This window comes from Dehalococcoides mccartyi 195 (assembly GCF_000011905.1).
In the GTDB taxonomy this organism is placed as follows: Bacteria; Chloroflexota; Dehalococcoidia; order Dehalococcoidales; family Dehalococcoidaceae; genus Dehalococcoides; species Dehalococcoides mccartyi.
Map to the genome: position 1 here is coordinate 542,632 of NC_002936.3, position 11,740 is coordinate 554,371.

At 50.3% G+C, this 11,740-nt stretch carries 10 protein-coding genes; 1 reads left to right on the top strand and 9 read right to left on the bottom strand.

Annotated elements, in window-relative coordinates:
- Positions 1-89 precede the first annotated feature (89 nt).
- The 4 genes from eno to ligA are packed head-to-tail and all read right to left on the bottom strand — an operon-like array spanning position 90 to position 4,524.
- Positions 90-1,376, bottom strand: coding sequence for a phosphopyruvate hydratase (gene eno, locus DET_RS03135; protein ID WP_010936368.1), 1,287 nt, complete (start codon positions 1,374-1,376; stop codon positions 90-92).
- A gap of 18 nt (positions 1,377-1,394) precedes the next feature.
- Positions 1,395-1,874 (bottom strand): TIGR00725 family protein, encoded by a 480-nt coding sequence (locus DET_RS03140; protein WP_010936369.1) that lies wholly within the window; start codon positions 1,872-1,874, stop codon positions 1,395-1,397.
- Positions 1,875-1,921: 47 nt separating this feature from the next.
- Positions 1,922-2,491 (bottom strand): aminoacyl-tRNA hydrolase, encoded by a 570-nt coding sequence (pth, locus tag DET_RS03145; protein WP_010936370.1) that lies wholly within the window; start codon positions 2,489-2,491, stop codon positions 1,922-1,924.
- A complete protein-coding gene (gene ligA / locus DET_RS03155; RefSeq protein ID WP_010936371.1) occupies positions 2,491-4,524 on the bottom strand; it encodes an NAD-dependent DNA ligase LigA in 2,034 nt (677 codons plus the stop codon). The genes pth and ligA overlap by 1 nt, the downstream gene beginning before the upstream one ends.
- A 144-nt stretch (positions 4,525-4,668) precedes the next feature.
- On the opposite strand from ligA, the gene DET_RS03160 reads away from it, so the two are divergent.
- Complete coding sequence (locus tag DET_RS03160; RefSeq protein WP_010936372.1) at positions 4,669-5,997, top strand: DUF1015 domain-containing protein; 1,329 nt, start codon at positions 4,669-4,671, stop codon at positions 5,995-5,997.
- Between the two features lie 72 nt (positions 5,998-6,069).
- Here the strand turns inward: DET_RS03160 and pdxT are convergent, their stop codons facing one another.
- From pdxT to DET_RS03185, 5 genes are all read right to left on the bottom strand, one after another.
- On the bottom strand, positions 6,070-6,657 hold the full coding sequence (pdxT, locus tag DET_RS03165; protein ID WP_010936373.1) for a pyridoxal 5'-phosphate synthase glutaminase subunit PdxT: 588 nt from the start codon (positions 6,655-6,657) through the stop codon (positions 6,070-6,072).
- A gap of 72 nt (positions 6,658-6,729) precedes the next feature.
- The gene (gene serA, locus DET_RS03170; protein ID WP_010936374.1) at positions 6,730-8,310 is read right to left on the bottom strand and encodes a phosphoglycerate dehydrogenase; all 1,581 of its coding nucleotides are present in this window, start codon (positions 8,308-8,310) and stop codon (positions 6,730-6,732) included.
- Between the two features lies 1 nt (position 8,311).
- Positions 8,312-9,400, bottom strand: a complete 1,089-nt coding sequence (locus DET_RS03175; protein ID WP_010936375.1) for a pyridoxal-phosphate-dependent aminotransferase family protein — start codon at positions 9,398-9,400, stop codon at positions 8,312-8,314.
- Positions 9,401-9,459: 59 nt separating this feature from the next.
- Entirely contained in the window at positions 9,460-10,650 is a 1,191-nt protein-coding gene (gene tyrS, locus DET_RS03180; protein ID WP_010936376.1) for a tyrosine--tRNA ligase, read from the bottom strand.
- A gap of 6 nt (positions 10,651-10,656) precedes the next feature.
- Complete coding sequence (locus DET_RS03185) at positions 10,657-11,574, bottom strand: bifunctional riboflavin kinase/FAD synthetase (protein WP_010936377.1); 918 nt, start codon at positions 11,572-11,574, stop codon at positions 10,657-10,659.
- Positions 11,575-11,740: the final 166 nt, after the last annotated feature.

Below are 11,740 nucleotides of genomic sequence, written 5' to 3' on the forward strand. Positions count from 1 at the left end.
ATCTTTAAAGCTTTACCCTGCGGATGCAGTTCGGGCGGGTTTTCACCGGCTGCCGGCTGCATCCAGAGGGTTTCTATATCCTTTTATAATTATTTTAAGTTGAAAAAGGCCTCTTTGCCGGGGTATTTGGCCTTTCCGCCCAGTTCCTCTTCAATACGGAGCAGGCGGTTATATTTGGCAGTGCGTTCCGCACGGCAGGGAGCGCCGGTTTTTATCTGGCCGGCATTCATGGCCACAGCCAAATCTGCAATAGTAGTATCTTCGGTTTCTCCGCTGCGGTGGCTGACCACTGCTGTCCAGGCGGAATTATTTGCCATTTTGATAGCGGCAATAGTCTCAGACAAGGTGCCTATCTGGTTAAGTTTAATAAGTATGGAGTTGGAGGCGTTTTCTTTTATGCCCCTCTCCAGCCGCTTTATATTGGTGACATAAAAATCGTCACCCACCAGCTGCACCTTGCTGCCGATTTTTTTAGTAAGCATTTTCCAGCCGTCCCAGTCATCTTCAAAAAGGCCGTCTTCAATACTGATTATGGGGTATTTTTCCACCCAGCCGCACCAGTAATCCACCATTTCGGCACTGCTGAGGGTTTTATTTTCAGTTGCCAGGGTGTATTTGCCGTCCTGATAAAGTTCGCTTGAAGCCGGGTCAAGGGCTATGAATATATCTTCACCGGGGCGGTAGCCGGCTTTTTCAATGGCTTTCAGTATGACTTCCACCGCATCTTTATTGGTGGGTAGGGAAGGGGCAAAACCGCCTTCATCCCCCACGGTAGTATTCTGGTTCATACCTTTCAGCACTTTTTTCAGGCTGTGGTAAACCTCGGTACCCATCCGGAGTGCCTCGGCAAAGCTTTTGGCACCTGTGGGCATTACCATAAACTCCTGAAAGTCAGTGGAGTTTGAGGCGTGTTTGCCGCCGTTTAATATATTGAACATGGGTACGGGCAGGATATATTCGTCACAGTTATTCAGGTAACGGTAAAGAGGCATATGGCAGGATGCAGCTGCGGCATGGGCAACTGCCAGTGAAGTGGCCAGCATGGCGTTAGCCCCCAGCTTGGCTTTATTGGGAGTGCCGTCCAGTTCTATCAAAAGGTTATCCAGCCCCTGCTGGTCTGATGCTTTGAAACCGGATATGGCCTTAGCAATGGCGGTGTTTACATTAGTAACTGCCTTTTGTACGCCAAGCCCGTTATAGCGGGATTTGTCTCCGTCACGCAGTTCCACGGCTTCATGGCTGCCGGTAGAAGCACCCGAAGGTACAGCCGCCCGGCCGAAAGAGCCGTCAGATAAAACTACATCCGCTTCAACGGTGGGGTTGCCACGGGAATCCAGTATCTCTCTGGCCTTGATAGACTTGACTACTGCAGACACAATTACCTCACACTCGTATTAGTTTATTAAATCCAGAGCCATTGTAACCGCTTCCAGGGCATTTCCGGCTTTGATTACAGTGCCGTCAGCCTTGCCGTTCTGGCTCATTGACCAGCTGTTTAAAGTAATTACCGGCAGTCCGCTTTGGAGGGCATAGGCTATTTCAGACAATGTTCCGTAAGCACCGCCCACCGCAATAACTGCCTGGGCAGATTTGACCACCATGACATTCCGGGCAAAACCTATACTGCTTATTATGGGTATTTGGACATACGGGTTTGCCTCTTCGCGGCTGTTTCCCGGCAGTATGCCTATGGTCAGCCCCCCGTTTAAAGATGCGCCCCGGCAGGCGGCTTCCATTACCCCGCCCATGCCCCCGCAGACAAGTGTAACCTGCCTAAGCGCAAGTTCTTTGCCCACTTCCTCTGCCAAACGGGTTTCTTCCGGCGTGGCTTTGGAGGCACCTATAACCGCAATGAAAATACGTTTATTATCCATGAAAAGCAAGGGAATTATAACACCCCTGTGCTATTTGGGGCAAAGATTTAAGAGTTGAAACGGTTGGAGGCGGTATCCAGTCCAAAGGTCAGCAGGCAGGTGAGTGCTTCGGAAGCACGGGTAATAGCCTTGTCCATAATCTCCCGTTCTTCCCCGCCGAAGTTGCCCAGTACATGGTCTACCACCTCAGTTCCGTTATTCCGGCTATCCGGCTTGCCGATACCTATCTTCAGGCGGATAAATTCCTTGGTGCCGATGTCTGTAATAATAGATGAAATGCCGTTATGCCCGCCGGCACTCCCCCCCAGCCGCAGTCGGATTTTGCCCGCAGGCAAATCCAAATCATCCTGCACTACAATAATATCAGCGGCTTTAAGGTTGTAGCGGCGAAGCAGCTGGCTGGCGGCTTTGCCGGAGAGGTTCATATAGGTCTGGGGTTTGGCCAGCACTATTTCTTCGTCATTTATGCGGCCGGAACCGGTGCGGGAAAGGCAGCATTTTTTGTCAAAGCTGATATGGTTGTCTTTGGCAAAACGGCTCAGGCACTGGAAACCTACGTTATGGCGGTTGCCCGAATATTCTTTGCCGGGGTTTCCCAGCCCGATAATAAGTTTCATCAAGATTGCTCCAGCATATTTATAAATTCCTGTTCGGACAGCTCTTTTACCCCCATACTGCGGGCTTTGGCCAGCTTGGAGCCGGCATCAGCACCTACCACCAGATAGCGGGTTGCTTTGGTAACATTGTCCTTGGCCGTGCCGCCAAGTGAGCGGATTTTTTGCTGTGCTTCTTCGCGGCTTAAACTATCCAGTTTGCCGGTAACTACAAACTCCACTCCGGAAAGCGGCAGAGGTTTGTATGAGGGCTTTTGGTCTGAAGCAAGCTTTACTCCGGCTGTTTCCAAACGGCGGATGACCGCTATGTTTTTTTCTTCGCTGAAATAGGCTTTTATGCTGCTGGCTATCTTGGCACCTATATCCGGTATAGTTTGCAGTTCATCAAGCCCTGCCCCCGCCAGTGCCCATATATCACCGTAGCGGCTGGATAGCAAAGCGGCTGTCTCATTTCCCACGTGGCGGATACCCAGCCCGAATATTACCCTGTCCAGCGGGCGGCTTTTGCTGTCTGCGATAGCTTTTATTATATTATCCGCACTTTTTTCACCCATGCGCGGCAGTTTCAGTAAATCAGCCGCAGTCAGGTAGTAAAGGTCAGATACGTTTTTGACTAGTCCCTCTTGTGCCAGTATCACGCTCAGGCTTTCGCCGATGCCGCGGATATCCATAGTCCCTCTGGAAACAAAGTGTTCCAGCTGGCGTTCAAACTGGGCGGGGCAGGAAACGTTGGCACAGTAGTGCATAGCCTCGCCTGCGGGGCGGTATATTTCCCCTCCGCACACCGGGCAGGCCGGGCGGCTAAGTTTGGGGTTAAACAGGGTTTCCTCCATGCTGAAGGGTTTTGATTCGGGGCTGCGTTTAGCCAGCACCGGGGCAACTACCTCTGGTATTACTTCCCCCGCCCGCTGGATTACTACCGTATCCCCTTCACGGATATCCTTGCGGAGGATATCATCTTCGTTATGCAAACTGGCCTGTTTTACCACTACCCCGCCTACATTTACCGGTTCAAGGATAGCATACGGGTTTAAAGTGCCGGTACGGCCTACCGATATGCCTATTTTCCTAAGGAGGGTAGTGACCTGTTCGGCCGGAAATTTATAGGCGATAGCCCAGCGGGGTTCACGTCCCGCATCCCCCAGTTTTTGCTGCAGGGATACGGAATCTACCTTGAAGACTACCCCGTCTGCTTCGTAGGGCAGGGAATCCCGGTTTTCCGCCATCTCACGGTAGTATTCTTTGGCTTCTTCCAGGGTGTTTACCAGACGGTTACGCGGGTTTATCTTAAAACCCAGGCGGCTGAAATATTCCAGTATCTGCCAGTGGCTGTCAGGCAGCAGGCTGTCTTCCGCATACCCCAGAGCATAAATAAATATATCCAGCGGTCTTTCGGCCGTTACTGACGGGTCAAGCTGGCGGAGCGAACCGGCGGCGGCATTGCGGGGGTTGGCAAAAAGGGATAGCCCTTTATCAGCCCTTTCGCGGTTGAGCTTGGCGAAGCCTTCTTTTGGAAGATACACTTCACCCCTTATTTCAAAAACAGGGGGGGCGTCCTCCTCGGTATTTAAGGGTATAGAATGGATAGTTCTCAGGTTTCGGGTGATATTTTCACCCTGAAAGCCGTCACCCCGGGTAGCGCCGGTGGTAAACTTGCCGTTTCGGTAGGTAAGTGCAACTGCCAGCCCGTCCATTTTGGGTTCGCAGTCTATCTGAAAAGCGGCATTCCCCAGCAGTTTCTTTACCCGCAGGTACCAGGCTTCCAGTTCCGTATCTGAAAAGGCATTTGCCAGAGAAAGCAGCGGATAAGGGTGATTGACAATGCCGAAGGCCTTTAGCGGCTCAGCCCCCACTCTTTGGGTGGGGGAGTCCGCCGTAACAAGCTCAGGGTGGGCTTCCTCCAGCTCTTTTAAGCGGCGGAGCAAGGCGTCATACTCGGAATCAGATATTTCAGGGTTGTCCTGAACGTAATACAGCTGGTTATGGCGGTTTATCTCGCGCCTCAGGTTTTCTATTTCCGTTCGGGGGGAAAACATATCTTCCATACAGGTTATTAGTATATCACAGCCCCTGTTTAGAGCAAGTACAAAAGTACAACCGTTCACGTTTGAAAGGGGCTTGCGTCAGACGCCGTTCTAAGTTAAACTAAAACCAGATTTTGGAAAGAGGGAGCTAGAAAAATGGCTGAAGTTCGGGCTTTTCACGGATTACGTTACAACCCTATGTTTGTAGATGATATGGCAGATGTTATCTGTCCGCCTTATGACATTATCAGCCCTGAACAGGAAAAAGCCCTTAAAGAGCGCAGCCCTTACAACTATATACGGCTGGAATACAGCCAGCCCACCCCCCAGGACAATATTGTAGATAACCGCTATACCCGTGCCGCCGCCATCTTGGAAAAATGGATTGGCGAACGGGTAATGACTGCCGAAAAGAAAGCGGCTATATACATACATGACCATTACTTCAGTGTGTTCGGCAAACAGTATAAAAGGCGGGGCATTATTGCCAGAGTGCGACTTGAGGAATGGGACAGGATGGTTATCCGCCCCCACGAAGGCACACTTTCCGAACCTAAAAGGGACAGGATTAACCTCATTTCAGCCGTCCGTGCCAATACCAGCCCGGTGTACGGGCTGTATCAGGATATAGAAAAAAACGTAAGCAGGCTGCTTGAGCTGCAAACCGAAAGCAAACCGGTTGTCAGCATGAATATTGAAGGCGAACGCCATGAGCTTTGGGTGGTAACTGATGAACCAGCCATATCCAAAATAACGGCTTTATTTGACAAGAAACCCATCTATATAGCTGACGGCCATCATCGTTATGAAAGCGCCCTGACCTACAGGCGGGAACGTCTGGCCGGAAACCCCCAGCTCCCCTCTGATGACCCGGTTAATTTTGTAATGATGACCCTGGTAGACTTTGCTGACCCCGGTCTGGTAGTTTTGCCGGCGCACCGCCTGCTGGGCGGGATGGACGCAAGTACTTTGTCAAATCTACAGACCAAACTGGCATCGTTCTTTGATGTTACTACCATACCGGCCAAACTGCCTGGTGCTTGGGATACTCTGGATAAAGCCCTGAAAGAAGAGGGTAAAATCCGCCTGGTTATGTATGGTTTGGGCGGCACAGAAAACTTCACGTTGCTGACCCTGCGTGAGATTGAGACTGCCAGTAACCTTATGCCGTATTTCCATTCTGATATCTATAAGAAGCTGGATGTGAGCGTACTTGACCATATTATCCTTGAGGAGCTGATGGGGCTTAAAACGGTGGAAGACCCGCGCATAGCCTTTAATTTTGACCGTAATGATGTGGTTTCGCGGGTGAAATCAGGTGAATTCCAGTTGGCCTTTATTCTGAACCCCATGAAGGCGGAGGTTATCAAGGCTATTTCAGACGTATCTGACCGCATGCCCCGCAAATCCACTTATTTCTTCCCCAAACTGCCTTCGGGTTTGGTAGTTTACCGTTTTGACTCTGAGGCAAATTCCAAAAAGTAAATCACATAGGTTTATAAAACAAAGAAGGGGAGGTTTTCACCTCCCCTTTATGATTTTACCTAAATATTTTAATCAGGGTTTGTAATCTTTGGCCATCTGAACAAAGTACCGGTGAAAGCGGTTATCCGCCGAGAGTTCCGGGTGGAACGATGTTGCCAGCAAATTATTCTCCCTTACCGCCACCATAGTCCCGTCAGGCAGCTTGGCCAGTACTTCCACCCATTGTCCGGTTTTTTCTACCAAAGGGGCGCGGATAAATACCGCCGGAAAATCCCCGCCTTCCAGAGCCTTTACCTTCAGCATTGCCTCAAAGCTGTCTACCTGCCTGCCGAAGGCATTCCGGCGGACGGTGATATCCATAAGTTCAAGCGTTTTTACCCCGGAAATATCTCCGCTTAGCTCTTTGGCAAGGCAAATCATACCGGCACAGGTACCCCAAACGGGCATTCCGTTACGTGCTAAATCTTTTACAGGCTTGGCCAGGCCGAATGTATAAAGGAGTTTGGTAATGGTGGTGCTTTCGCCGCCGGGGATTATAAGCCCTGAAAGTTCGGCCAGTTCTTCAGCTTTGCGCACTTCCACCGCTTCCGCTCCCAGCGTGCGCAGCATATTTATATGTTCCCGGAATGCCCCTTGCAGGGCCAGTACCCCGATTTTCATTTATCCCTCAAATAAGCAAGGCTACCAGCAACTTAAGCGGTAGCCTTGCTTTATTACCCTAAACCTTAAAAGCTAGATTTTTACAACTTGGACTGTTTGAACGTCCGGCAGGGACAGCAGCTGCTGGCGCTGTTTTTCCGGCAGGGGTTCATCCAGAGCCAGTATCATCAGGGCCTGCCCTCTGGCTTTCTGGCGGCTGAGGTGCATGTAGCTTATGTTGATATCTGCATCACCGGTAATCTTACCGGCCGCACCTATCAGTCCGGGGCGGTCTATATGGTCTGCAAACAGGAAATAACCGCCGGTAGGTACAATATCTATCCAGTAATCATTCAGCCTTACAATATGCACGTCACCCCGCACCAGACTGCCGGCAACCGTATTGGATTTGCCGTTATCGGTATCTATGGTGACAGTAATCAGGCTGGAAAAATTCTGGCAGGCGGATTCCTTTTGTTCGGTTACACCAAGCCCGCGCTGCGCGGCTACGATATCAGCATTGACCACGTTCACCCGTTCTTCGCTGATATGCTCAAGTATACCGCCCAGCACCAGGGCCTTCAGGGCGGTGGTATCATAAGCGGCCAGTTCGCCGCAGTATTTGATGGTCACATTTTTCATGTGCCCGTCAGTCAGCTGGCTTACCAGGCTGCCCACTGTGCGGGCAACTGGCATAAAGGGACCGACTACCGGCAGGCTTTCAGCCGAGATATAGGGTGCATTTACGGCATAGCGGGCGGGGCGGCCTTCAAATACATCTATTACCTGTTTGACCACGTCAGAGGTGGCCAGCTCCTGAGCTTCGGCAGTGGAAGCACCCAGGTGGGGGGTAACAATAATATTGTCACACTCAAAGAGGCAGCTTTCGGTACAGGGTTCTTTGGAGAAAACGTCAATAGCGGCACCGCCGATACGCTTTTCTCTGATGGCTGCTGCCAGAGCTTCTTCGTCTATGATGCCGCCGCGGGAGGTATTGATAAGGCGGACAGTGGGTTTCATCATTTCCAGTTCCTTGGGGCCGATAAGTCCCTTGGTCTGACCGGTCATGGGAACATGCAGGGTGATAAAGTCAGCCTGTTTCAGCAGGTCTTCAAAGGGTACCAGTTCTACCTGCAGTTTTTTGGCACGTTCCATAGATATAAAGGGATCATAACCTATAACCCGCATTTCCAAAGCTAAAGCCCTTTTGGCTATCTCAGAGCCGATATTGCCCAAACCTACAATGCCCAGAGTTTTGCCCTTAAGTTCAGAGCCTACAAATTCATTGCGTTTCCACTGGCCGGATTTCAGGCTGGCGTTGGCTCTGGGAATATGGCGGGCCATAGACAGCATAAGGGCCAGGGTATGTTCGGTAGCGGAGATAGTGTTGCCGGTGGGGGCATTTACCACGATAATACCGTTACCGGTGGCAGCTTTTAAGTCAATATTATCTACGCCCACTCCGGCCCGGCCGATAACCTGCAGTTTTTTACCGGCATTGATAATATCAGCGGTGACCTGGGTCTGGCTGCGTACCAGCAGGGCGTCATATTCACCGATAATGCTTACCAATTCCTCCGGTTTTAGGCCGGTCTTTACATCTACCTGTGCAATCTCCTTAAGGGGGGATAACCCGGTTGCGGAGAGTGCATCGCTTACCAGTACTTTTTTCATTTTAACTCCTGAAACCTGCCTTGGGCAGGGCTAATTTAAGATTGTCCAGGGTGACTTTAATGTCATTTTCGGTTACCCAACCCAGATGGCCTATACGGAAAATCTTGCCTTCCAGAGGGCCTTGTCCGCCGGCCAGCACGGTGTTGTATTCTTCGCGCATTACCTTTAAGAGCTTCTTGGGGTCAAGCCCCTCGGTAGCCAAAACAGCAGTAACGGTGTTGGATGCATATTTTTCTTCGGCAAGCAGGGTCAAACCCAGCTCTTTGACACCCTTGCGGGTAAAGTCAGCAATTTTCTGGTGGCGCTTGAAAATATTCTGCATACCTTCTTTTTCCATCATTGCTAAAGCTTTGTGTAAAGCTACAATAACTGAAACACAGGGCGTCCAGGGGGTCTGCCCTTTCTCAATGCTGGCTTTGTGTTTAGCCAAGTCCCAGTAGAAACGGGGCATCTTGGATTCGGCATTGGCTTTCCAGGCATCAGGGCTGACGGAAATAAAAGCCAGACCGGGGGGAACCATCCAGCCTTTTTGTGAGCCGGATACAACTACGTCACAACCCCATTCGTCAACCGGCAGGTCAATGGAACTGAGGCTGGAAATGGCATCTACCATCAGCAGCTTGCCGGCACCCTTTACTACGGATGCCAGAGATTTAAGGTCATTGGTGATGCCGGTGGAGGTTTCGTTGTGGGTAATCAGCACCGCTTTTATTTCGGGGTGTTCCGCCAGAGCCTTTTTGACCAGAGCGGGGTCAGCCGCTTTGCCGTGCTCAAAATTAAGGGCAATTATCTTAGCCCCGAAAATGGAGGCAATCTTGGCAAAGCGTTCGCCGAATACACCTATGGAAACGCTTAGTACGGTTTCACCGGGAGATAAAAAGTTGACAGCCGCGGCCTCAAGGCCGCCAGTACCTGAGCCAGTGAGCACCAAGACATCATTTTTAGTCTGGAAGAAATACTTCAGTTTTTCAGCTACCTCTTTCATGATAGCTGCCATTTCGGGTCCGCGGTGGTTTATCATCTGCTGGCCCATGGCGGTTAAGACTTCTTCAGGACAGGGGGTAGGTCCGGGGATTCTCAGGTTTTGCATACTGGCTCCTTTTCAAATATTACCTTTAGTATATAAAAAATATTGCTTTTAGCAAAATTCTAAACAGCTTTGGAGTAGCGTCTCTTGCCGGCTTTTATTATATCACCGCATTTCACAGTTGTACCGGGGTCGGATATTTTAGCGGAATTTATTTCCACTCCGCCCTGTTCCAGCAGGCGGCGGGCTTCGCTTTTGCTCTTAGCAAGGTCTGCCTTGATAATAAAATCTATCACGCAGATGCTCTCACCGTTTTCCAAACGGCATTCCGGCATATCCTCCGGTATTTCACCCCGCTGCACCACCCGGGTAAACTGGGCATCCGCCTCTTCGGCGGCAGCGGCGCTGTAAAGCTGGGTTATCAGCTCGCGGGCCAGGCGTTTTTTAAGTACCATGGGGTTTACCAGACCGTTTGCCATCTGGTTTTTAAAATCAGCTATTTCGGTTGCGGGTATATCAGTCACCAGTTCAAAATACTGGAGTATCAGCTCATCCGGGATAGACATGCACTTGCCGAATATTTCGGTGGGCTCTTCGGCTACGCCAATATAGTTGCCCAGGCTTTTGCTCATTTTGTGGACGCCGTCAGTGCCTACCAGTATGGGTACCATTAGCACCTGCTGGGGTTTCTGCCCCAGCATTTCCTGCAGTTCACGCCCTACCAGCAAATTAAACTTCTGGTCTGTCCCCCCGAACTCCACGTCAGATTTCACCATGACAGAGTCATAGGCCTGAAGCATGGGGTAGAGCAGTTCGGTTACGCTGATGGGTTTGCCGGCGGCATATCTTTTGGCAAAATCGTCTCTGGCCAGCATCTGGGCTACGGTAAATTTGGATGAAAGGCGGACTACGTCTTCCAGTTTAAAGTTAGCATACCATTCGCTTTGCCAGCGGACTTCGGTTTTGTCTTTATCTACAATCTTGAAAAACTGTTCCAGATAGGTTTTGGCATTTGCCTTTACCTGCTCGGCCGAAAGCATGGGGCGGGTGACAGAAGCGCCGGAAGGGTCACCAATCTGGGCGGTCCAGTCTCCCACTATCAAAACTACCTGATGCCCCAGGTCTTGAAGCTGGCGGAGTTTCCTAAGGGCTACCATGTGTCCCAGATGGATATCCGGCGAACTGGGGTCAAAGCCTTCTTTCAGGCGGAGTTTTTTGCCCGAAAGAAGCAGTTTTTTAAAGTCTTCTTCTACAATTACTTCGGCTACGCCCCGTTTCAAAATCTGGTCTATCCGGTTTTCCGCTTGGTTCATCTGGTATTACCTCAGTATATCTCTGGCTTTTGATATATCAGCTGAAATCTGGGTTTTCAGGGCTTCGGCATCTGCGAAGCAGATTTCAGGCCGTAAAAATTCTACAAATTCCACCTTAAGCACTTGCCCTCTTATATCACCTGCAAAATCCAGCAGGTGGACTTCAAGGCGGTGTTCCTCCTGCCCGAAGGTGGGGCATGAGCCTATATTTGCTACCGCGTTATACTCTTTTTCGCCTAAAAATGCTTTGGCGGCATAAACACCGTCTGCCGGCAAGGCCAGATAACCGGGCAGGGTAAGGTTGGCGGTGGGGAAGCCCAGCTTCGTACCCCGGTTTGCCCCGTTTTGAACAGTCCCGCGGATGTGATAGTTTCTTCCCAGCATCAGGCGGGCTTTGCTGACATTGCCGGAAAGCAGTGCCCGGCGGATAGCGGTAGAGCTGACTATCTGGTTTTCTATAACTACCGGCGATACTACCGAAACGCTGAAGTCCATAATATGGCTAAGCCGCCTAAGGGCGGTGGCATCTCCGGCCCGGTTTCTGCCCAAAGCAAAATCCGAACCCACCACAATGCCTTTCATGTGCAGGTGGTCCAGCAGATAGCCTACAAAGTCGGTGGCGGAGACAGTGGAGATTTCAGGGGTGAAAGAGAGCATTATTATCTGGTCAAGCCCCATTTGCGAAAGCGCCAGATTGCGTTCTTCCAAACTTAGTATCAGTTTAATATCATCCTGCCCAAGCACTTTGCTGGGATGGTCTTTAAAGGTGATAAGGCAGCTTTGCAGGTTACGTTCTTTGGCCTGTTTTTTAAGCTCGTTTATAAGGTGCTGATGCCCCAGATGAACACCGTCAAAAACTCCTATGGTAATCAGGGTATTTTGGTCTGAGGAATGGCGGATAATTTCTTCTTCAAGGAGTGTCATAAAAGTTGCCAACCTCTTGCTAAATATTTCGTTTAAATATCTGACAAAGAAAAAGGGGCTTTCTGAAATATAAAACCCCTGCCGGAACATTACTTTTAAATCTGTTTTATACTAACACAAGGCTATAGGTACGTCAATTTCATTATATATAAGGAAAAGGGGGGCA

Coding starts and splice junctions, on each gene's coding strand:
- pdxT (WP_010936373.1), bottom strand. CDS start 6,657: ATGAAAATCGGGGTACTGGCCCTGCAAGGGGCATTCCGGGAACATATA.
- tyrS (WP_010936376.1), bottom strand. CDS start 10,650: ATGAACCAAGCGGAAAACCGGATAGACCAGATTTTGAAACGGGGCGTA.
- serA (WP_010936374.1), bottom strand. CDS start 8,310: ATGAAAAAAGTACTGGTAAGCGATGCACTCTCCGCAACCGGGTTATCC.
- DET_RS03140 (WP_010936369.1), bottom strand. CDS start 1,874: ATGGATAATAAACGTATTTTCATTGCGGTTATAGGTGCCTCCAAAGCC.
- DET_RS03160 (WP_010936372.1), top strand. CDS start 4,669: ATGGCTGAAGTTCGGGCTTTTCACGGATTACGTTACAACCCTATGTTT.
- DET_RS03185 (WP_010936377.1), bottom strand. CDS start 11,574: ATGACACTCCTTGAAGAAGAAATTATCCGCCATTCCTCAGACCAAAAT.
- DET_RS03175 (WP_010936375.1), bottom strand. CDS start 9,400: ATGCAAAACCTGAGAATCCCCGGACCTACCCCCTGTCCTGAAGAAGTC.
- pth (WP_010936370.1), bottom strand. CDS start 2,491: ATGAAACTTATTATCGGGCTGGGAAACCCCGGCAAAGAATATTCGGGC.
- ligA (WP_010936371.1), bottom strand. CDS start 4,524: ATGTTTTCCCCCCGAACGGAAATAGAAAACCTGAGGCGCGAGATAAAC.